The sequence below is a fragment of the Staphylococcus sp. ZWU0021 genome (assembly GCF_000798895.1).
Classification (GTDB): Bacteria; Bacillota; Bacilli; order Staphylococcales; family Staphylococcaceae; genus Staphylococcus; species Staphylococcus saprophyticus.
This window is the reverse complement of record NZ_JTLN01000030.1, coordinates 394222-417728: the sequence shown is the minus strand read 5'-3', so window position 1 is coordinate 417728 and position 23507 is coordinate 394222. Positions and strand designations below refer to the sequence as shown.

Here is a 23507-nt window from a genome sequence, read left to right as displayed (position 1 = left end):
GTGAGCGGCTTGTCTATATTGAAAGTAGAAGGACTAACGAAAAGTTACGGAAACAGACATCGTCAACAAGAAGTATTAAAAGGGATTGAATTCTCAATAGAAAAAGGTGAATTTGTTTCTATTATGGGACCGTCTGGATCAGGAAAGACAACTTTGTTAAATGTATTGAGTTCTATTGATTATATTACCAGTGGAACAGTTGAAATCAATGGTCACAAATTGAATGAAATGAGTAATAAAGCATTGGCAGACTTTAGAAAAAAAGAAGTCGGTTTTATTTTCCAAAATTATAGTGTCTTAAATACACTGACAGTTAAAGAAAATATTATGTTGCCTCTATCAATTCAAAAAATGTCAAAAGAAGAAAAAGAAAAAAATTATAAAGAAGTGACAGAAGCATTAGGTATTCAAGAACTTGGAGATAAATATCCTAATGAAATTTCTGGTGGTCAACAACAACGTACTGCTGCAGCGCGTGCATCAGTCCATAAACCAGCAATTATCTTCGCGGATGAACCTACAGGGGCGTTAGACTCTAAAAGTGCGCAAGACTTATTGCATAGACTTGAAGATCTTAATAAAAACATGAATGCGACAATCGTTATGGTGACACATGACCCTGTTGCAGCGAGTTACTCAAATAGAGTAATCATGCTGAAAGATGGCAATATTCATTCAGAGGTCTACCAAGGTGAAGATACGAATCAAGCATTTTATAAAAATATCATTCATATGCAAACAGCCTTAGGTGGTGTGGCACATGAGCTTTAATCAAATTGTTCTTAAAAATTTAAGACAAAATTTACGTCACTATGCGATGTATATATTTTCGCTCATTGTGAGTATTGTATTATATTTTAGCTTTGTTACATTAAAATATACAGATAGTATCAATAACGCGAATTCTATAGGCATCATTAAAAAAGGCTCTGTCGTTGGTTCATATTTTTTATTCGTTATTATTATCGTCTTTTTAATGTACGCAAATCAGTTATTTGTTAAAAGACGTACACGTGAATTTGCATTATACCAACTCATTGGGCTTACGAGATCTAATATTTTACGCATGATTTTGATTGAACAAATCGCTATGTTCTTAGTGACAAGTGTAATCGGTATTATCGTAGGTGTTTTTGGATCGAAAATTCTACTGATGATTGTACTTAAAATATTGGATATTAGTACAAGCGTATCATTAACATTCCAATTTCCAGCAGTTACACAAACTGTATTACTCGTTATTGTAGCAATGTGCTTAATTATGATACAAAGTTTTATCTTTTTACGAAAACGCAGTATTTTATCAATGATGAACGATAGTTCAAAATCAGAAGCAACTAAAAATAATATTTCAATTGCTGAAGTCATATCTGGTATTTTGGGTATCGCTATGATTATCTTTGGTTACTATATGTCTACAGAAATGTTTGGTAAATTTGCAAGTGGTATGATGTTCACACCATTTATCATTCTGTTCTTAACAGTTGTAGGCGCATATCTATTCTTCAGAAGTTCAGTATCAGTTATTTTTAAAACAATCAAAAATGCTAAACATGGTAAAGTGTCCATTACAGATGTTGTATTTACTTCTTCAATTATGCATAGAATGAAAAAGAATGCGTTATCTTTAACAATTATTGCCACAATATCTGCAGTGACAGTGACAGTATTATGCTTTGGTGCAATTAGCAAAGCAACGATTGATGACAATGTGAAGTTGAGTTCTCCACAAGATTTTAATTTCACAGAACAAAAACAAGCAGAAGCGTTCGAAAATAAATTAGATGAGGCGCATATTGGTTACGATGAACAATATAAAGAATTAGAGAGAGTGAAAGTGACGAAGGATAGCTTTTTCAAGGAAAGTGGAGGCACTGGCAATATGATGCCAACTGAAATGTTTATTACGAGTAATCAATATTTTAAAGATAAAGACATTACTGGAAACAAAGCTAAGATAACTAATTTAGCAGCTGCAGGTGGATTTGCACAACATAATGATCAAGGTATTATTAAACTGAAAAGTAAACCGGATCAATCAATTAAGGTTATAGACAGTAATGAAGATGTCCATTTCAGTAGTGAAGTGAGCTATGCTGGACCGGTACTTATTGTTAGTGAAGATAAATATAATCAATTGAAACAAAGTGCTGTAGAAACCAAACATCAATATGGATATAATTTGGAAAAACAAAGTGATTGGAAAGCGGCAAATAAAATTGCTAAATCCATTAATCCAGACATACAATCTCAAAAAACACAGCGACAAGATATGAATGATTCTGTAGGAATTCTACTATTTGTTACTGCATTTTTAGGATTAGCATTTTTAGTGGCGGCAGGATGTATCATTTATATCAAACAAATGGATGAAACCGAAGATGAAATTCCTAACTTCCGTATTCTACGTAAGATTGGTTATACACATCAAGATATGCTGAAAGGGCTTGGACTTAAAGTGATATTCAACTTTGGTCTACCACTCATTGTTTCATTATTACATGCTTACTTTGCAGCAAAAGCCTTTATGTTTCTTATGGGTGGTTCAACGATGACTCCTATTTATATCGTCATGATTGCCTATTCAATTGTTTATGGTATTTTTGCAGTAATGGCTTTTGTACATTCAAGCCGTATCGTCAGACATTCAATTTAAATATAATAGCATTGGTTTTTATTTAGAACACTGTAGCGTATATCGTTACAGTGTTTTTTGTATAACGCACATAGTCTGTCTAGAATTTATGTTGTGCCATTCATGTTTGTCATAAGAATAAAGTGGTATCTATAAATGGATAGAGATTATAACAGAGAGGTGTATAGTTAATGAATTTATTAGAATTTCATAAGCAAATAAAAGGATACACACAAGATAGACAGCCAGGTATACAGAAAGATATGAACCCACAACCAATAACGGAAATGGAAAGTTATAAAAGTGGTGGCAAGTTAAAAGGTAAAGTTGCATTAATAACGGGTGGTGACTCTGGTATAGGACGTGCTATCGCAGTGCTTTATGCAAAAGAGGGTGCTAATGTAGCGATTGGATACTATGATGAGCATGAAGATGCTGAAGCGGTCGTTGAACAAATATCATCTTTAGGTGTTACTGCAAAAGCGTACGCCCATGATTTAAAAAAAGTCGAAGATTCACAAAAATTAATTGAAAAGGTCGTTGCTGATTTCGGAGAATTGAATATTTTAGTAAACAACGGTGGTGTTCAATTTCCACAAGATCATTTTGAAGATATCGCACCTGAACAAATCAAAGAAACTTTTGAAACAAATATATTTGGAATGATGTTTTTATCTCAAGCAGCGGTACCACATTTAAAAGAAGGTGACGCAATCATTAACACGACGAGTGTTACAGCTTATAGAGGATCTGCACACCTAATTGATTATTCAGCTACTAAAGGGGCAATTGTTGCATTTACGCGTTCACTAGCGACAACTTTAATGAGCAAAGGCATACGAGTCAATGCTGTGGCACCAGGTCCTATTTATACACCACTGATACCAGCTACATTTTCTGAAGATAAAGTGGAAAATCAAGGTGGAGAAACACCAATGGAAAGAAGAGGACAGCCAGCAGAACTTGCGCCTTCTTATGTATTTTTGGCTTCCTATGCGGATAGTTCGTATATCACTGGCCAAGTGATTCATGTTAATGGTGGAGATTATATTACTTCATAAATATAGAAATGGAAAAAATAAGACAATGAGTCTGGGACAAACATAAATGTTTCAGACTCTTTTTCATTTTCTAGTCATCGTTCGCAGGATGGGACTAAAAAATCTATATTAGAAAATCTGATTTCTGACTCATTTTGATTGCTTAATGTTATTGGAAACTTATATTTAATTGATAAAACTGGGGAGAAGTACCTTTTGTTAAAGTTAAATATTTTATTGGAAATATTATTTTTAATCATTTTAATGATGGGAAAGATTGTTTGCTGATATATTCTATATGTTCAACGTATGTACCTTTATGTTTTAGTTTTACATATTGTTCAGAAGGGTTATACCCATTAAATGACACTTTATAACTGCGTTTTTCTCCTTGTTTAGAATAAATGGATAAATCTTGATAGTATTGCGTGTTTAATTTAACGATGGCATAAGAGGTTTCTTTTTTTAATAATGGGTTAAATCTGTCAAATTTATCAAATGAGAAGAAGGCAACTGTCAATAGTACGAAAAGGATAACGATAATGAGTAAGGTTTTTTTTCATGATGATAGCTCCTTTATTTTAATGAAATGAGTACTTTCTAATAACGACAATACTACCTATACTTTAATTCCAAACGGCACCTTGAGTATAAACAGTAGCGGCTTTGAGTATAGGGCTAGTGCTTAAGGAAAATGAGACAAGCAACAATGAACTTACAATGAATTTCTTCATAAGAAAACCTCCTTTTTATAATTTAATTATATTATAAATAATTATTTATAATATTTCACTATAATGTATAGGGAAATTAAAATTCACGACAAAAAAGCAACGGCGCTTTTAAATAAGCGGTCCGTTGCTTCAGTCTGAAGGTTGTCTTAGAAAATCTATTTGTTGCAATTGCGTTATTCCGATACAGTAAATCCAATTTGTATATGCATAGCGTTACCTCAAGATAACGTATAGCATATGTTAAATACTTATGTGTCATGTCTTGATGAGGTTATAAACTTTAAAAGAAATCAGAAGGAATCAACTTTTCGAAATCCAAATTTTTTATACCGTCAAAATTTACGTTTTCAATGCTTTGTAGTATTTCACCGTTTTTAACTTGGTTATAGTAATTTGTTGCCTCGGCAGTTACATCATGATCTTCAAAAGTCTTCACGACACCAAGTATAATGACCACGGCAATTGCTCCCTTAATTAAAAATTTCATAATTATTGACTCCTTTTATAAGTTTATATACCTAGTTTATACTGTTTCGCTCAATTTAACATGCGTCCTTAGTATAGATGTTGTGTCATACCTTAGCAGTATAGCACGTATCGATCGTTTATTGTGAAGCATCCAGCTATAAACCGAATGCGATAGGTAGCCAGAAATACGCAAAGAGTGAAATAACAATAATTGCAAAAATATTAAGTACAAAGCCAGCCTTGACCATATCTTTCATTTCTAACTCATCCGAACTAAATACGGCTGCATTCGGTGGCGTGGATATAGGCAACATAAATGCACAAGTAGAAGATAAGGCAACGATACCCATAATGATAAAGGGATCTTGGCTGATAGCTGCTGCAAATCCAATACTGATAGGCATTAACATATTTGAAACGGCAGTATTTGACATCACTTCTGTTAGGAATAGGATGGCCGTTGTTAATACAATCACAATGAGTATGAATGGCAGTGGCTTCACAATACCTAACATACCACCAAACCATTTTGTTAACCCTGAATCTTCAAATGCTGCAGCTAAAGACAAACCGCCACCAAATAGTAGTAATATTCCCCAGGGTAACTTATTCATATCGTCCCATACCAGTAATCCGCCTTTAGCATTTTTGGCTGGAATAAGGAATAACAACACAGCGCCAAACATTGCTATAATCGTATCTGTGATGTGCAATGTTTCAGGTAAAAGCCCTCCGAAAATCCATAATAAACTAACGAGTAAAAAGACAATGCCTGTTAATTTTTCTTCTTTAGACATCGGACCTAAATCATGCAAAGCTTTCTTGGCAAAATCTGAGGATATTTGGTCAGCATCTTCAATTTTAAATAGCCATTTTGTTAAGAGGAAGTAGAGAATTGCTAATAAAATAACTGTTAATGGCACTGCGAAAATCATCCATTGCGCGAATGATACTTTCCGATCAAGACTTGATGATGCAACGGCAGCAAAGACTGCATTGGGTACTGAACCAATGAGTGTAGCTAGTCCACCAATAGAAGCGGAATAAGCAACGGTAAGTAAGAGCGCTTTACTAAACTTACTTGCAGATGCTGGTTTGAGAAATTGTGCATCCTTAATTTCTTGAATAAGTGCTAAGGCAATCGGTAACATCATCAGTGCTGTCGCAGCATTTGATATCCACATAGATATAAAGGCAGTGGCGATCATTGTTCCTAATATAATGCGGTTACTGCTTGTGCCCATCATGGAAATGATTGTCATCGCAATCCGCTTATGTAAATTCCATTTTTCAATCGCTAGCGCAATAATAAATCCACCCATGTACATAAAAACAATGGGATCCGCATACGCACTTGCTGCAATCACTTCATCCGTACCACCTGTAAGTGGTAGGAGAATAAGTGGAATTAATGAAGTCGCAGGAATTGGAATCGCTTCTGTAATCCACCATGTTGCTACGAATAATGTGACTGCTAACACAGCTCTAGGTGCGTCTGCTAAACCTGTAATGGCAGGTATAAAATAAAAGATAATAAAAAGTAATGGTCCTAAAATCAATCCGATTTTTTGTTTCATAAATGTAAATCCCCCTTGTTTATAACCCCTGTACCAGTAAGAATATCAATTTAAAACTTTATAAACAATTCATTTTTCAGAAAATTGTAAAAATAATCCGAGGTAACTGGTAGAATGAATTTAACAAATTGTAGATTGTCGAAGGGGGATTATTTATGCTAATAGGTGCAATAGTAGCTAAAGATGATACATGGTTATTATGGGCAATCATTATTGTTTGGGCAACGGTGAGTTTATTTTTAGAACAACGTTATCGATGGGCGAGTACCATTTCGGGTGCGATTATTGCACTTGTTGGGGCAATGTTACTATCAAATTTCAAAGTGATTCCAATGAGCGCGCCAGTATATGATACTGTGTGGGATTATATTGTGCCCTTATCTATTCCATTACTTCTTTTTAGTTCTAATATATTGAAGATTTGGAAAGAAAGTAGAAGATTATTAGTGATATTTTTTGTAGCCTCTATAGGTACCATGATTGGTACAACGGTAGGATTTATGATCTTAAATCAATGGATTCCATATTTAAATAAAATAGGAGCCATGATGACTGGAAGTTACATTGGAGGAGGCGTTAACTTTGCGGCATTGAGTTCCAAACTTGAGACACCAAGTGAAATGATTTCATCTACTGTAGTAGCAGATAATAGCGTTATGGCACTTTATTTTATGCTGCTAATCGCACTACCTTCATTGCCTTTAATTAAAAAACAATTTAAAAGTGACTATGAATCAAAAAGTACTCCAGAATCTCAACAAGCGTATTGGGAGCCAAAAAAAATACAATTATTAGATATTGCTTTTTCGATTGCAAGTGCTGTGACGCTTGTAGCAGTTAGTTTCAAAGGTGCTGATCTCATTCAACAATGGATGCCGCAACACAATGTAGTTCTTACATTGATTGTTTCTTTTTTGGGAGATCCTTATTTATTGTTAACCACTTTAACTTTAATTGTAGTTGCAGTTTGGGGAGACTTCTTTGAAAGTTTAGCAGGTGCTTCAGAAATTGGTACATTTCTAATTTATATTTTCTTTGTGGTTATTGGGACACCTGCCTCATTTGCTACGATAATAACAACGGCGCCTTTATTGTTTATCTTTGTTATAATTATCCTTGTCTTTAATCTAGGGCTAAGCTTAATCTTTGGTAAAATTTTTGGCTTTAAAATAGAAGAAATTTTACTTGCAAGTAACGCAACTGCTGGTGGGCCAACAACTGCTGCCGCATTAGCAATTGGCAAAGGTTGGACGAAGGTGGTTGGCCCTATACTTATCATTGGCACATTAGGTTATGTTATTGGAAATTATGCAGGAACGTTAATGTATCAACTTTTAACTTATTTAGGGTGAATATAAAAAATATGGAGGTGCATTTACGATGAGTGAAAAAGAAAAAATGTTAGCAGGTGATTGGTATGATGCTAATTTTGACGAATCATTAGATGCTGAGAGAATGAAGGCTAAGGATTTGTGCTTTGAATTAAATCATATCAAACCTAGTGATAAAGAATCGCGTCATACAATACTTACAAAATTATTAAATTATGAACCGAAAGCATTGGAGTTGTTAAGTCCATTCCAAACAGATTATGGATATAATATCTTTTTAGGTGAAAGAATTTTTATTAATCATGACTGCTATTTTATGGATGGTGGCAAGATATTTATTGGTGATGATGTGTTCATCGGGCCAAGTTGTGGCTTATATACAGCAGTGCATCCCTTAGAATATAAAGAACGTAATATTGGGTTAGAACAAGCACTACCAATTCGAATTGAGTCTAATGTCTGGTTAGGTGCCAATGTCGTTGTCTTACCTGGAGTAACAATTGGTGAAGGTTCAGTAATAGGCGCTGGTAGTACTGTGGCTAAAGATATACCGCCGAATGTGCTAGCGTTAGGTACACCAGCCAAACCGGTCAGCGATATCAAAAATCAATAAATTTAAGCTAATCGTATGTTGACATGCTGCTTAGCTATAAGTAATTTACAAGGTGTTTCTTGTTTTATATAGAAGAATATAATAATGCTCCGCAAGACGAGTGTGCAAATGCTAAAGTTGTTTTTTAGATTTGTATACTCGTTTTTTTAGTACAGTAAAAGTTAAACATATAAAATATACAAAACAAATATTCAGGCTTTTTGAAAGAAAATTAATATAAAATTGTGTAATATATTAAAAATAATTAAAACCATTTATCAAAATGTTCCGCGGAGCTTAAATAAAAATTAATAAAATTGTTCGGAATATAAAACGAATTTGTGTTAATATAAAATATGAGTGAAATAGTAGGAGTAATAATTAATAAAATGTTTGTCTATACTGCTTAGCAAATGGTTGAAAAATTATTTCCGTACTTAATTTAACTACTTCTAGAATAGGAATGAGGAATTCGAAAAAATGGATATTTTGATTGGAACATTGTTTTTAATTGTAGTGTTAGCACTTTTTACACTATTTACATATCGAGCACCTATGGGTATGAGAGCTATGGGTGCCTTAGCAAATGCAGCGATTGCGACTTTTTTGGTTGAGGCATTTCACAAATATGTCGGTGGAGATTTATTAGGCATTTCATTTTTGGGAGATCTTGGTGATGCAGCCGGAGGTCTCGGTGGCGTTGCAGCTGCTGGTTTAGTTGCACTTGCAATTGGTGTATCTCCGGTCTATGCATTAGCGATTGCTGCTTCATGTGGTGGACTAGATTTAATACCTGGTTTTGTTGCTGGTTATGTTATTGGTTATTTAATGAAATATGCAGAACGTAAAGTACCAGATGGTGTTGATTTAATAGTTGGTATTTTAATTATTGCACCCTTAGCGAGGTTAGTAGCCGTAGGTGTTACACCATTAGTCAATAATTCATTATTAAAAATCGGTGATATTATCCAAAGTTCTACTGAGGTCAGTCCAATTATTATGGGTATTATCTTAGGTGGTGTCATTACAGTAGTAGGTACTGCACCGTTAAGTTCAATGGCTTTAACAGCGCTACTCGGTTTAACTGGTATGCCAATGGCCATTGCAGCGATGGTGTCCTTTGCATCATCATTTATCAATGGCACAATGTTCAATAAATTAAAATTGGGAGATCGTAAATCTAGAATTGCAGTTTGTATTGAACCTTTGTCTCAGGCTGATGTTGTATCAGCGAACCCGGTACCAATATACACAGCTAATTTTATTGGAGGTGCATTGGCAGGTGCTGTGATTGCATCATCAGGTATGATAAATGATGCTACAGGTACTGCGACACCATTGGCAGGGTTCTTGGTTATGTTCGGTTTTAATGATCCTATAAAAATATTTATCTATGGTGCGATTATTGGATTAATAGGTTTAATTGTTGGTTATGTTTGTTCAGTGTTATTTAAAAACTATCCAATTGTCTCAAAAGAGGATATAGAAACAAGATAGTAAAACACTTCGATGCTAAAAAAGTTAAGGCATCGGAGTGTTTTTGACTAATCGCTTAATTGACTATCTGGTATATCTGTAATAAACATATGACCTGGTGCATGTGTAATCATTAAATCGGGTTTAGCATCTAGTGCAACTGACTGAGGCGTTACACCACATCCCCAAAATACAGGAACTTCATTTTCATTAATAGTAACGGGTTCACCGAAATCTGGTAGAGCAAGGTCTGTGATACCTATCTCTGTAGGATTACCAATGTGAATAGGTGTCCCGTGGACATTTTTAAAACGCGTCGTAATTTCTGTAGCTTTAATTGCTTGTGTCATGGTCATGGGTCTCATACTCACTGTAATGTTACCTTTAAATTGCCCACTTGGATTAGCAGGTATATTAGTTACATACATAGGGACATTGTGATTTTCTTCTAAATGTCGAATCGGTATGCCTGCTTCCAATAAAGCATGTTCGAATGTAAAACTACAGCCTATTAAAAAGCTAACCATATCATCAGTATATAAATCGTCCACATTGGCGCGTGTTTCAATGAGTTCACCATATTGATAAATACGGTAAGCAGCTACTTCAGTGCTAATGTCTGCAGTTACACCGTATTTTGTAAATGATTTATTTCCTTTTTCAGATACGTCCAAGAGTGGACATGTTTTGGGATTTCTAAAACAGAATAGTAAAAAATCATAAGCATATTTAGATGGAAGTATGACTACGTTAGCTTGTACATAGCCTTTTGCCATCCCGCTTGTGTGACCAGTTAGTTTCCCTTGTTTAATCATTTCTCTTAAAGTGCTAGGTTGCGCATCTTGTATGTTCAATCAAACCACCCCTTAACTATGTATTATTACTATTTTAACAAAAAATGTAATCAAATAGGGATTAAATACTTTTAAAGTAATTTACTTGAACGCGTGTCACTGAATGGCATACAGACTAGTGCATAAGTTATTGAAAAGCAGGGTATGAAAACAACATAGATGATGTTAGGAGGAGACATATGAAAAGGACTGCTGAAAAAATACTCATATGGATTAGTATTATTCTACAATTTATTTTAATTTTTTTAATGGCCATCGTTGCACCATTTTTTAATGATGTCAGTGTGAAAAATGAGTTAATAGAAGTAATAAACCAGAGTAATATTTATAATCAAAATGCATCACAGATGGATCCAGCTAATATAGTAGACTTAGTGAGTAATCTATTTATTTTAGCTTTAATTGTTGTTATTGTTTGTACAGTGATTGCCATTATATTTGCAATATTAACAAATAAACTTCCAAAATTTGTTGGTATTATATTTATTTTACTGGGACTTGTGACAGTTCTTACACTCAATTGGATAACAGCTATACTTTGGTTAGTAGCAGGTATATTGTTATTAGTAAGAAAAAAACAAAAATCTTATGATCGCTATCAACCAGCTAAAGGAAATAGAAAAAAAGAACAAGCAAAGCATCATCATAACAATCAAAAACGTAATACTGAAACTACATATCATGAAGAGGATGATCATAAATCAGAAGAACAAGATAAAGCACCAACACAATTAAGTAGGAAAGCACGTTATAAAAAATAGGGAATAAAATAGCCTGAGACATACATAGATGTCTCAGGCTATTTCCAATTAGAGCGTAGATGACTGAATGAAAGTAGAAAATGCGCATTAACGCATATTAACATTTCAGCTTAGTCCATTTTACCGTGTTTATAACTTTCGTATACTTTGTCATATTTTATATGGCCAATACCACCAACGATAAACTTACCATATTTTGACAAATTGAATATATAAGCTAAACAAATGGACACGGTTAACGTGATAATGAAATTGAAAGCAATATTTCTAAGTGAACTAGCTGCTCTTAACAAACCTAATTCGTGGACGAAGAAGTAATGTATTAAGTAGATACAGAAAGAATAGTTACTTATAAATAAAATGAATTTTGGTACGTATTTAACATATGAAGCGAATAAGAAAAAGACTAGAATAACCATCGTTACGTAAAAAGGTATATCAAAGCGTTTTGATTCTACCCACGTGCTAATGCCAAACAAATAGTTACCGACTAATATAGATGTTGCTATTATTGCGCCAATAATAATTGGCCAAGTATATTTTTTAATCTTCTTCATGAAAGTTTCATAGTAGATATCAGTGTAAAAGCCAAGTAAGAAGTAACTAATCCATCCTAAAAAGAGCATCCAGCCTTCTCTTTCCCAGAATAGACCAAGGATTGGATGTTCTGACTGTGGTGCATATTGTCTAAATGCCCAATAAATTGTAGCAAAGATAACGGCACCAATAATCACTGGGACAGGTTTCCATTTAATGAGATATTTTGCAAAAAGTATATGTAATATATAGAATTGGAAAATAATAACAATGAAATATGTCACTGCACCACCATGGAACATTGTGTCTCCCAGATGTGTCATGAATTGATCGAATGTTTTGGATTCAAAATAGAATAGTGCAATACCAATGTTAATGATTATATAGGGGATACCTAAATAAATTAATTTATTCTTAGAAAATCCTGGTTTTGTTTTGACGTGATAATTTTTAGCTAATAAGAATTCTGAAATGAATACAAATAATGGGGTACTGAACATAAGCATTAATTGAAATACTCTGATTGCAGTTCCATGACCTAGAAAATCCATTTTGCTAAATGTAGTTGTAATAGAATGAATGAGAACAATACTTAAACAAGCTATCGTGCGCATCCAAAATATAACTGACGTATATGTTTTCATATATAGCTTACCTCTCGATTGTTCATTTAATTTAAAATACAAAATATAAACATTACACAATTAAAAATATCGAATATAATATAAAGTGTGGCAAAATGAACGGAAATAGATTCGAAGCGACCCAATTTTAGGAAAGTTTATGTAAGCGATTGCATTTATTGTGTGATACATATACAATGACATTAAGAATGGAAGATTCCATTTAGTTTTCTATTTACAAACTCACATGGGGGTAGAAAAATGGTAGTCAATTATCACAATGAACCAAGCATAGATTTTACAGATAGTAAGAATGTTGAATCATTTAAAGAAGCATTAAAGAAAGTTAAAGGTGAATTAAATCAAAAAATTCCTTTAGTTATTAATGGAGAAGAGAAATTCACAAAAGATACGTATCAGTCTATCAATCCTGCAAATACAACTGAAGTGATTGCAGAAGTTTCAAAAGCAACTCAAAAAGATGTGGATGACGCATTTGAAGCAGCTAATGAAGCTTATAAATCTTGGAAACGATGGTCACACAAAGACCGTGCTGAATTTTTAATTAGAGTTGCAGCTATTATTAGACGTCGTAAAGAAGAAATCTCAGCAGTAATGGTTTATGAAGCAGGTAAACCATGGGATGAAGCGGTCGGCGATGCTGCAGAAGGTATTGACTTCATTGAATATTATGCAAGATCAATGATGGAACTTGCTGATGGTAAACCAGTATTAGATAGAGAAGGAGAACATAATAAATATTTCTACAAACCTATCGGTACAGGCGTAACCATCCCACCATGGAATTTCCCGTTTGCAATTATGGCAGGAACAACATTAGCACCTGTAGTTGCAGGAAATACAGTACTTTTAAAACCAGCGGAAGATACACCATTAACGGCATATAAATTAATGGAAATTTTAGAAGAAGCTGGATTACCAAAAGGTGTTGTGAATTTTGTACCAGGTGATCCTAAAGAAATTGGCGATTATCTTGTTGATAGTGTACACACGCATTTCGTTACATTTACAGGTTCTCGTGCAACAGGTACTAGAATTTTTGAGAGAGCAGCCAAAGTACAAGACGGACAGCAATTCTTAAAACGCGTGATTGCTGAAATGGGCGGTAAAGATGCTATTGTAGTGGATAAAGACATTGATACAGATTTAGCTGCAGAATCAATCGTATCGTCTGCTTTTGGTTTCTCTGGTCAAAAATGTTCAGCTTGTTCACGTGCCATTGTACACAAAGATGTATATGATGAAGTTTTAGAAAAAGCTGTTGCATTAACTAAAAACTTAACTGTAGGCAATACGGAAAATAACACGTATATGGGACCAGTTATTAATCAAAAACAATTTGATAAAATTAAAAATTATATTGAAATTGGTAGTAAAGAAGGCAAGTTAAAACAAGGTGGCGGTACAGATGATGCTACTGGATACTTTGTAGAGCCTACTATTATAGCAAACCTTAAATCGAGCGACCAAATTATGCAAGAAGAAATCTTTGGACCGGTTGTAGGTTTTGTTAAAGGTAAAGACTTTGAAGAATTATTAGAAATTGCGAATGATACAGATTATGGTTTAACAGGTGCTGTGATCACAAATAATCGCGAAAACTGGATAGAAGCCGTTGAATCATACGATGTTGGTAACTTATATCTGAACCGTGGTTGTACATCTGCAGTTGTTGGATATCACCCATTCGGTGGTTTCAAAATGTCAGGTACAGATGCTAAAACAGGAAGTCCAGACTACTTATTAAACTTCTTAGAACAAAAAGTAGTTTCAGAAATGTTTTAAATCGCATAAAGTGGTTTATAAAAAGCATAGCAATATAACACGATCTTTAAATTGAAAAAGGCGATGCCAGTCAAATGGCGTCGCCTTTTTGTAGTGTAATAAGTTTTAATGTCATTGAAAAAGGGCATTATAATTAAGATTATGGAAATGACATACCATATAAAATACTTCAACAATGATTAAACATCTTCAACCTTGATATTGATTAATTTTTGGAAGAGTACGTCGATTTCATGTGCGCTAAGTTGAATATCATTATCTCGTATCCATTCCATAAAACCATATAAACTCGTTCCATAAACATAAAATATCAATTCTGTTGGAACGCTTGCGTCTACTGAAATGCGATGTTCATTTTCTTTAATATCATTTTGCAATATTTTGATGAAATAATTACTGATCGTACGCTCGAATTCTTTATCATCGCATTGTTTATCACCAACACGTTTCAACTCGTTAATATCATTTAAAGTTCTTTCCATAACACTAAAGGGATTATTGATACGATCTTTAATATCCATAGAGAAATAATTTTTTGTGATTTCTGTAATTAAATAAATAAGCAAATCGTATTTATCATAGAAGTGTTTATAGAATGTCGTTCGATGTGTGAGTGCTTCATTACAAATTTGGTTTACCGTGATGTTTGAAAATGCATGTTTCTCAAGCAAGACATATAGGCTTGTGGATAAAGCGCGTTTGGTTTTAATGACTCGTAAATCTTTTTCATTCATTCTACATTTCTCCTAATCTGTAGTTTAAATAGGCATATTACAGTTTTTAATTCTTTTATTAATTGTACACAGCGTTTATTGTGTTAATATAAATAATCTACACTATACAATTAAACTATAACGTTGATTATCTGAGGAGGCAATAGATTGGCAAAGTTTTTATACAAGTTAGGATCATTTGTGGCCAAACATAAATGGTGGAGTGTCGTTGCGTGGGTTATTATACTTGCTGCAATTATTATCCCGCTTACAGTAAGTGCACCTAAATTTGATAACGATATCACAATGAATGGTTTGCAATCACTTGATACTAATGAAAAAATTGAAGATGAATTTAATCAAGACAGTGAGAAGGCTCAAATAAGGGTTGTATTTAAAAGCGATTCCGATAATGGCATCGTTAAACAAGATATGACAAAAGATATCAAGGATACATTGAAAGACATCAAAGATGATGACAAAGATATTAAAAACATTACCGATCCATACGAAAACAGACAAATAAGTAAAGATAAAACGACAGCTTTTGCAGATATTAATTATGATATCTCTGCGACGTCTATGACACAAGATGGCAAGGATAATGTGCAAGATAAAGTCGATAAATTAGAAGATGACCATAATGTCCAAGTTGAATTGATGGGTACAGGTATGGAAAACACAGAAATTGGCGGTTCTTCTGAATTAATCGGAATTATTGTAGCGTTTGTTGTGCTTCTCATTACATTTGGTTCATTTATTGCGGCTGGTATGCCAATTATTAGTGCATTACTTGGCTTAGGTACAGGTGTAGGTATTATTTCGTTACTTACATATGCTTTCGATATCCCTAATGTAACACTAACATTAGCGGTAATGATTGGCTTAGCCGTAGGTATAGATTACGCTTTATTTATATTATTTAGATACCGTCAGATTGTTAAGACGGAATCGAATCATATTAAAGCAGTTGGTTTAGCAGTAGGTACTGCAGGAAGTGCCGTTATCTTTGCTGGGGTAACTGTAATTATAGCTGTTTGTGGTTTATCGTTAGTTGGCATTGATTTCCTAGCTATCATGGGTTATGCCTCCGCAATCAGTGTGCTTGTAGCGGTTATTAGTGCGTTGACATTGTTACCAGCTTTAATCAGTATTTTCCATAAACAAATCAAACCGAAAAAAACAAAATCAGAATTTGACAATGATGTAGACACAAAATGGTCTAAATTTGTCGTTGGTAAACCATTAGCTGCTGTACTTATAGGACTTATTATATTAGTCGTAGCTGCAATACCAATTAGTAATATGAGATTGGGTATTCCAGATGATGGTATGAAACCAGCAGATAGTACGCAGAAGAAAGCGTATGATATTGTATCCGATAAATTTGGCGAAGGCTATAACGGTCAAATTGCCATGCTTGTGAATGTTAAAGATAAGAATGATAACCCACAAGCATTACAAAAAGATTTACAAGATATGACGAAAGATATCGATAAAAAAGATAATGTTGATATGGTGACACCACCACAATTGAGTAAAAACAAAGATTATGCCTTAATTGCGGTAATTCCAGAAAAAGGACCTAACGCAGAATCTACAAATGATTTAGTTCATGATTTAAGAGATTATAATGATGATGCTAAAGATAAATATGGCTTCAAGACAGAAGTGTCAGGACAAAGTGTCATCAATATAGACATGTCTCAAAAATTAAATGAAGCGATTCCGTTATTTGCAGGTGTTATCGTAGCATTAGCGTTTATCTTGTTAATGATTGTATTCCGTTCAATTATTATTCCACTTAAAGCGGTATTAGGCTTTGTACTTTCATTAGTCGCAACACTAGGCTTTACAACTTTAATTATGCAAGAAGGATTTATGTCTGGCTTATTCGGTGTGGATACGACTGGACCATTACTTGCATTCTTACCTGTTATAACTATAGGTCTGTTATTTGGTTTAGCAATGGACTATGAAGTGTTCTTAATGTCACGTATCCATGAAGAATACAGTAAGACACGCAATAATGAACACTCAATTAAAGTTGGTATTAAAGAAAGTGGCCCAGTTGTTGTCGCTGCCGCATTAATTATGTTCAGTGTGTTTATCGCCTTTGTATTCCAAGATGACGTGATGATTAAATCCATGGGTATTGCACTTGGATTTGGTGTATTATTTGATGCATTTGTCGTACGTTTATTATTAATACCAGCATTAACACAATTGTTTGGTAAAGCATCTTGGTACATTCCTGGTTGGTTAAATAGAATCTTACCGCATGTTGATATTGAAGGACATGCATTACAAGATAAAATGCCTTCAAAACCAGAAGCGAAACAAAATCAAAATGCATCGAAAGAACAGTATGATCGTTCATTTAGTATTGCAACTTCAAATGATAACCGTGACAACAAAAATGTGATTACTACTGACGCACAAACTAAAGCTTTATATGATCAAATTGCTCAACAGTCTACGAATCAACATTTCTTATATGAAGCATTAAAAGCTTATCAAGGTAAGGCAGATAATGATGCTGATAAACGTCATGAAGCAACTTCTAAATTAAATGAAGATTCAGAGCTACAAGATAAAGCATTGATGTCACTCTTATCAAAACAAAGTGACAATATCAGTGAATTAAATGCATTGATAGAAAAACTTGTTAAAAAATAATAGATTCTATTGTTGAATTAAGCGTAGGTACATAGCCATTAGGCTGTGATACCTACGTTTTTTTATATACCAAATTGTTTCGTGATAGCGTAAGCGTCGCTGTCAAAAATTTGCTAATCTTGCTAAAATGAAAGTATTAATTAGTCCTTGTACACGAAGTATAATTTAATAAGAGGTGCAACATGAGAGAACTATATAATGTGGAATTTAATAAAAATTTTAATAACCTTACAGATTTAGAAGAAGGGTTACGCATTGTGCTCGTACTAAACGGTATGATGAAAGTGATTAATGGAGACTCTGTGACAAACTATCAAAAAGGCGAAGTATTTCTGATTAATCATAGAGCGTCATGTCGATTTTCAACTCATAAAAATACATTATATCTTTCAATTCATTTAACGGAATCATACTTAAAACAGTATATGAATGATTATAAAGATAAAGCATTTATTTTAAATAAAAATACTTTGCAAGAAGTCATTTACCAACAAATTGTGAATGCAGTTGCTAAAATAGGCATTGTCTATATTAGAAAAGGTGAATTCTACCGTTTATATATCGAACAACAACTCATAGATTTAGTATTTATCATGATGCGGTATTTACCAACTACCAATATACAAGCACAAATGCCATTGGTAGCTGATGACAGGTTAGCATATATTTGCGAATATATTGATAAACATTATACTGAATCGATTAAACTCACTGAGATGGCAGACATGGTTGGACTTAGCGATGCTTATTTATCTAAATTGTTTAAGCAAAAAAAGGGCGTTGGATTTAATCAATATGTGAATCATGTGCGCCTTGAACAGTGTAAAAATGATTTAATTTACACGAATGAACCCATTACACAAATCGCCTATAAAAATGGCTTTAGTAACTCTAACGCATTATTAAAGTACTTTAAAGCTGAAACAACATACACGCCATCGAACTACCGACTTAAATTTCAAATGAAAGAACAACATATAAAAGTAGATGATTGTCCTACCACAACAACGTATCAATCTTATTTATATTATTTATCTTTATTGATTGATCAAAATATTGGAGATATTGTTCAATCACCCGATGCACAAAAAGTAATTGATATCACATTACAAAATGACGGGAAATCCATTTCCCACTATCAACACGTTATTCAAGTTGGTTATCTCGAAACAATCCTGACACATCGCGTTAGAAGACAGTTAATTGAAGTGAAGACCATGTTAGGATTAGACCATATACTTATCAAAGATCCCATTCAACAGGGACGTATTAATCATTCGGAAATTGAGAGTGATGAAATGATTCCCAATATACATCCTTATATGCAAGTGGATGAATCAATTAATTTTTTAATAAAACATCAAATTGGTTTAGGCATCGAACTTACGCCACCTAGAAGTACGATTAATTTCACCCAATATTATCAAAAATTGACTTACCTTTTAGAACATATTTTTAATGGCTTACCAAATAATAATTTATTGAAATTTGTAGTTTATATTGATTGTAAGCAAGATTCAATATTTAATCAGCTGGTTGCTCTTTTTAAATATTATTTTACAAATGTGGAAATTGTGCTCAATGTGGACATAGGGAAATTAGAAGCGCCTCATAAAGCGAAACGAATTTTAGAACGATCAGACAGAATTGTTGATCGCATTGCTTTTTCAGCCAATCAGAATGATATGATTGATTTTCAATCTATAGAAAGTCAGCAATATGAATTAGCGAAACGACATATTTACGAACAATTTAATAAGGTTGTTGAAACATTAGAGCTTCAGCAAAGTTCTATCTCGTTTATATTATTAAATTGGAATACGTTGACTGGAGATACACATTTAACGAATGGAGAGTATTTTAGAGCGGGTATCATATTTGAACAGTTAATTGAAATGAATGACAGAATTCAAATGATCGGTTATTGGCTGAATTATGAGCTGCATGAACAATTTAAATTAAAAGATTCAAGTGCACAACTCACTGGTATTGAGTTATATCATCAATTTGATGGAAAAAGGCCGGCCTTTTTTACAAGTGCCTTTTATAGAAAACTGTTCGATCAAGTGTTATATCAAAGTGAAAATTGTATGGTTGTTGGATCGACTGACCATTTTCAAATTGTCATGTGGGATGCTGAACATTATAATCCATATTATATATTGAATCATCATGCACAATATTTAAATCATAAGGAATATCAGATTAATATCATCAATGCACATCCTGGAACATACAAAATTAAGCATATGACCTTAGATAAAAATAACGGGGCATTATATACAGTTTGGCAACATTATAATACGCGATATGGTATGGATGAAGAAACCATTGCTTATGTTAATCGCATCTCATATCCGAAAATGGACATTAGTGAAGTGAAAGTCAATGATACAATCACATATCACTTGAAATTGTTAACGAATGCTATCCAAATTATAGAGTTTAAAAAATATCTATGTTGAATTGGCTATTACAACGAAGGGGAGGCACCTTTTGTTGTAATAGCCTCTTTCTATTTATCAAAATTTGAAAGGTATGTTGTTAAAAAGACAAAAATGATACATCTATTTTTGTTGTTAGTCGAAGAAATAATACATATGCAATAAATAGGTAGTTAAAATAGCAAATAATATATATTGCTATTAATTGATAATCACTACACTTGAGATAGAGAGGATAGCGAATTAATAGAGTTGAAAATGTTGCTATGAAGGGCATTTACAATGAAAGCTTATCTTCCCTAATGGTCATTAGTTAAATTGGATAGAGGAGGAAGTATAATGACACAACAGGGAAATACACAAAATTATAAAGGGGATAATAAACTCATATTAGGTATTGTGTTAGGCGTTGTTACGTTTTGGTTATTTGCACAATCTTTACTTAATGTGGTCCCAACGTTACAGCAATCTTTTGATAGTAATATTGGAACAATTAGCATTGCAGTTAGTATTACAGCTTTATTTTCAGGTATGTTTGTTGTAGGTGCGGGGAGTCTTGCTGATAAAGTGGGACGCGTAAGAATTACTTATATTGGTTTATGGCTCAGTATTATTGGATCATTATTAATCATTATCAGTAATTTACCACTATTATTAATTGTTGGAAGGGTTATTCAAGGATTGTCTGCGGCTGCTATTATGCCATCAACATTAGCAATTATGAAAACTTATTTTGAAGGAAAAGAGAGACAACGTGCGTTAAGTTACTGGTCTATAGGATCTTGGGGAGGTTCAGGACTAGCATCATTATTTGGAGGTATGGTTGCTACTTTTGTGGGATGGCGCTGGATATATATTTTATCTATTATCATTGCATTATTAGCAATGTATTTAATCAAAGGAACACCCGAAACAAAATCAGAAAGCACACTGAAGCAACGTTTTGATTATAGTGGACTGATATTATTTGTGATTATGATGTTGAGTATTAACGTTGTTATAACGCAAAGTGGAACATTCGGTATCACGTCGCCATTGATTTTAGGTCTTATTATTATATTTATAGTAGCAACAATCATATTCTTAAAAGTTGAAAACAGGGTGGGTAATCCATTAATTGATTTTAAATTATTTAATAATAAAGCATATACAGGTGCCACATTATCTAATTTCTTATTGAATGGTGTTGCAGGTGCACTTTTAGTTGCTAATACATTTGTACAACAAGGACTAGGATTTAATGCATTTCAAACAGGACTGTTATCCATTACTTACTTAATAACTGTGTTATTAATGATCCGTGTAGGTGAGAAAGTATTGCAAAAGGTGGGCGCTAAAAAGCCGATGCTATTAGGGACACTTTTTAATATGGTAGGTATTATGCTCATATCGCTGACATTCTTACCTAGTGTTATTTATGTAGTAGTTTGTATTATTGGTTATTTATTATATGGTTTAGGCTTAGGATTCTATGCGACACCGTCTACAGATATGGCAATTTCTAATTCTCCAGAAGATAAAGTGGGCGTTGCCTCAGGTATATATAAAATGGCATCATCACTTGGTGGTGCATTTGGTATTGCATTATCAGGCGCACTTTTTGGTGTTATAGCAAGTGCAACAAATGTTCAAATTGGTGCATTCGCAGGTCTTTGGTTAAATGTCATTATGGCACTATTATCTTTAATCATTATCATGTTTATGGTGCCAGCTACTAAAACAAAAGCTAAGTGTTAAAATAAAACAATTATAAATGTTTTAACACATACAGAGAAACTAGAAAGTGTATCATGTTATTAAACAAAGGATTATTAGGAGGAATAATAATGGTTAAACAATTAATAGATATATTAAAAAACAAAGAGTCACGTATGATTGAAATACGTAGATATTTACATGAGCATCCAGAACTATCATTTCACGAAGAAGAAACACCTAAATATATTGAAGCATTTTATAAAGATAAAGACTGTGAAGTTGAGACAAATGTTGGACCAAATGGTTTGAAAGTAACGATTGATAGTGGAAAACCGGGTAAAACAATTGCAATTCGTGCAGATTTTGATGCTTTACCAATCCAAGAAGATACAGGTTTATCTTTTTCATCTAAAAATGATGGTGTCATGCATGCATGTGGTCATGATGCGCATACAGCATATATGCTCATACTTGCAGAAACGTTAATTGAATTAAAATCACAATTCAAAGGGAAAGTAGTCATCATTCACCAACCAGCCGAAGAAGTACCACCTGGTGGTGCACAAGCAATGATTCAAGATGGTGTATTAAATGGCGTTGATCATGTATTAGGCGTACATGTTATGAGTCAAATGCCAGCAGGTAATATTTATTATCGTGAAGGGTATGTTCAAACTGGTAGGGATTTCTTTAAATTGAAAGTGAATGGCCAAGGTGGACATGGTTCCTCACCACATACAGCCAATGATAGTATTGTTGCTGGCGCATATTTCGTCAATGCAGTTCAAACAATTGTTTCAAGAAGATTAAATCCATTTGAAACAGGTGTTGTTACTATCGGCTCATTTGATGGTAAAGGACAATTTAATGTTATTAAAGACAGTATCGAAATAGAAGGAGACGTTCGCGCACTGACAGATGACACAAAACATACGATTAAGAAAGAAATACAACGTTTAACAGAAGGTTTAGAAGCTACGTTTGGTGTAACATGTGAATTAGATTATCATGACGATTATCCAGCGTTGTACAATGATCCAGAGTTTACGCAATTTGTGGTCGACTCAATTCAAAGTGCTGATACGGATGCGATTCAAAAAGTAGAAAGATGTGAAGCTCAGCCACCATCAGAAGATTTTGCGTATTATGCAAAAGCGTTGCCTAGTACGTTTATATATGCGGGTGCTGCTCCAGAAGATGGTAACATCTATCCACATCACCATCCTAAATTCAATATCAGTGAAAAAGCCTTACGTGTCTCAGCAGAGGCTGTAGGTGTTACAGTCATGAATTATTTAAAATAAAATATAAGCCCAATGATTGAAAACATTTGTACCTTATGAGGAATAGAGATATTTTCTAGTATTCATTTTGATAAAGTTCATTTATTTTTATTGTAAACATAGAAACAGAATGAGATAGCTATATAAAGTAGCTTATCATCATTCTGTTTCTATTTGTATTGTATAAAATTAATCAAAAAACATATATGTTACCGTAAGTTTATGAAAATACGATATAGTGTATATAAAGAGTGAT

General features: G+C 33.5%; 18 protein-coding genes. 12 read left to right on the top strand and 6 right to left on the bottom strand.

The annotated features are described in order from the left end of the window. The first annotated feature begins 9 nt into the window (after nucleotides 1–9). The 3 genes from L987_RS11045 (at nucleotide 10) to L987_RS11035 (ending at nucleotide 3696) form a co-directional block, all read left to right on the top strand. On the top strand, nucleotides 10–771 hold the full coding sequence (locus L987_RS11045; RefSeq protein WP_011302283.1) for an ABC transporter ATP-binding protein: 762 nt from the start codon (nucleotides 10–12) through the stop codon (nucleotides 769–771). Continuing rightward, complete coding sequence (locus L987_RS11040) at nucleotides 761–2656, top strand: FtsX-like permease family protein (RefSeq protein WP_011302284.1); 1896 nt, start codon at nucleotides 761–763, stop codon at nucleotides 2654–2656. The genes L987_RS11045 and L987_RS11040 overlap by 11 nt, the downstream gene beginning before the upstream one ends. 170 nt (nucleotides 2657–2826) lie before the next feature. Next, nucleotides 2827–3696: an SDR family oxidoreductase gene (locus L987_RS11035; RefSeq protein ID WP_011302285.1), complete on the top strand. Its 870-nt coding sequence runs from the start codon at nucleotides 2827–2829 to the stop codon at nucleotides 3694–3696. 235 nt (nucleotides 3697–3931) lie between these two features. Here L987_RS11035 and L987_RS13565 read toward each other — a convergent pair whose 3' ends face one another. The 3 genes from L987_RS13565 to L987_RS11025 all read right to left on the bottom strand — a co-directional run bounded on the left by L987_RS13565 (nucleotide 3932) and on the right by L987_RS11025 (nucleotide 6454). Beyond that, nucleotides 3932–4216, bottom strand: a complete 285-nt coding sequence (locus L987_RS13565) for a YxeA family protein (RefSeq protein ID WP_256112161.1) — start codon at nucleotides 4214–4216, stop codon at nucleotides 3932–3934. Between the two features lie 473 nt (nucleotides 4217–4689). Further along, on the bottom strand, nucleotides 4690–4896 hold the full coding sequence (locus L987_RS11030; RefSeq protein ID WP_002482258.1) for a hypothetical protein: 207 nt from the start codon (nucleotides 4894–4896) through the stop codon (nucleotides 4690–4692). A gap of 136 nt (nucleotides 4897–5032) precedes the next feature. Then, on the bottom strand, nucleotides 5033–6454 hold the full coding sequence (locus tag L987_RS11025) for an SLC13 family permease (RefSeq protein WP_047504651.1): 1422 nt from the start codon (nucleotides 6452–6454) through the stop codon (nucleotides 5033–5035). A gap of 155 nt (nucleotides 6455–6609) precedes the next feature. Here L987_RS11025 and L987_RS11020 point away from each other — a divergent pair, with 155 nt between their 5' ends. From L987_RS11020 to L987_RS11010, 3 genes are all read left to right on the top strand, one after another. After that, nucleotides 6610–7806 carry a DUF819 family protein gene (locus L987_RS11020; RefSeq protein WP_002482260.1) on the top strand — a complete coding sequence of 399 codons (1197 nt, stop codon included), beginning with the start codon at nucleotides 6610–6612 and terminating at the stop codon, nucleotides 7804–7806. 28 nt (nucleotides 7807–7834) lie between these two features. Then, nucleotides 7835–8398 carry a sugar O-acetyltransferase gene (locus L987_RS11015; protein ID WP_002482261.1) on the top strand — a complete coding sequence of 188 codons (564 nt, stop codon included), beginning with the start codon at nucleotides 7835–7837 and terminating at the stop codon, nucleotides 8396–8398. Between the two features lie 459 nt (nucleotides 8399–8857). Next, the gene (locus L987_RS11010; RefSeq protein ID WP_011302288.1) at nucleotides 8858–9874 is read left to right on the top strand and encodes a PTS sugar transporter subunit IIC; all 1017 of its coding nucleotides are present in this window, start codon (nucleotides 8858–8860) and stop codon (nucleotides 9872–9874) included. Nucleotides 9875–9921: 47 nt separating this feature from the next. On the opposite strand, the gene L987_RS11005 is transcribed toward L987_RS11010, so the two are convergent. Then, nucleotides 9922–10707: a putative hydro-lyase gene (locus L987_RS11005; protein ID WP_047504649.1), complete on the bottom strand. Its 786-nt coding sequence runs from the start codon at nucleotides 10705–10707 to the stop codon at nucleotides 9922–9924. Between the two features lie 179 nt (nucleotides 10708–10886). Here L987_RS11005 and L987_RS11000 point away from each other — a divergent pair, with 179 nt between their 5' ends. Further along, on the top strand, nucleotides 10887–11468 hold the full coding sequence (locus L987_RS11000; RefSeq protein WP_047504646.1) for a DUF4064 domain-containing protein: 582 nt from the start codon (nucleotides 10887–10889) through the stop codon (nucleotides 11466–11468). Between the two features lie 110 nt (nucleotides 11469–11578). Here L987_RS11000 and L987_RS10995 read toward each other — a convergent pair whose 3' ends face one another. Continuing rightward, complete coding sequence (locus L987_RS10995) at nucleotides 11579–12649, bottom strand: acyltransferase family protein (RefSeq protein WP_047504643.1); 1071 nt, start codon at nucleotides 12647–12649, stop codon at nucleotides 11579–11581. A 240-nt stretch (nucleotides 12650–12889) separates the two neighbouring features. Here L987_RS10995 and pruA point away from each other — a divergent pair, with 240 nt between their 5' ends. Then, nucleotides 12890–14434: an L-glutamate gamma-semialdehyde dehydrogenase gene (gene pruA, locus L987_RS10990; protein ID WP_011302292.1), complete on the top strand. Its 1545-nt coding sequence runs from the start codon at nucleotides 12890–12892 to the stop codon at nucleotides 14432–14434. Between the two features lie 179 nt (nucleotides 14435–14613). On the opposite strand, the gene L987_RS10985 is transcribed toward pruA, so the two are convergent. After that, nucleotides 14614–15168, bottom strand: a complete 555-nt coding sequence (locus L987_RS10985; protein ID WP_011302293.1) for a TetR/AcrR family transcriptional regulator — start codon at nucleotides 15166–15168, stop codon at nucleotides 14614–14616. Between the two features lie 147 nt (nucleotides 15169–15315). Between L987_RS10985 and L987_RS10980 the strand changes: the two genes are divergently transcribed. From L987_RS10980 to L987_RS10965, 4 genes are all read left to right on the top strand, one after another. Further along, nucleotides 15316–17826, top strand: coding sequence for an MMPL family transporter (locus tag L987_RS10980; protein ID WP_011302294.1), 2511 nt, complete (start codon nucleotides 15316–15318; stop codon nucleotides 17824–17826). 182 nt (nucleotides 17827–18008) lie between these two features. Beyond that, a complete protein-coding gene (gene aryK, locus L987_RS10975; RefSeq protein ID WP_047504640.1) occupies nucleotides 18009–20291 on the top strand; it encodes a transcriptional regulator AryK in 2283 nt (760 codons plus the stop codon). 318 nt (nucleotides 20292–20609) lie between these two features. Then, a complete protein-coding gene (locus L987_RS10970) occupies nucleotides 20610–22007 on the top strand; it encodes an MFS transporter (RefSeq protein ID WP_047504637.1) in 1398 nt (465 codons plus the stop codon). Nucleotides 22008–22096: 89 nt separating this feature from the next. Next, a complete protein-coding gene (locus tag L987_RS10965) occupies nucleotides 22097–23272 on the top strand; it encodes a M20 family metallopeptidase (RefSeq protein ID WP_047504634.1) in 1176 nt (391 codons plus the stop codon). Nucleotides 23273–23507 lie beyond the last annotated feature (235 nt).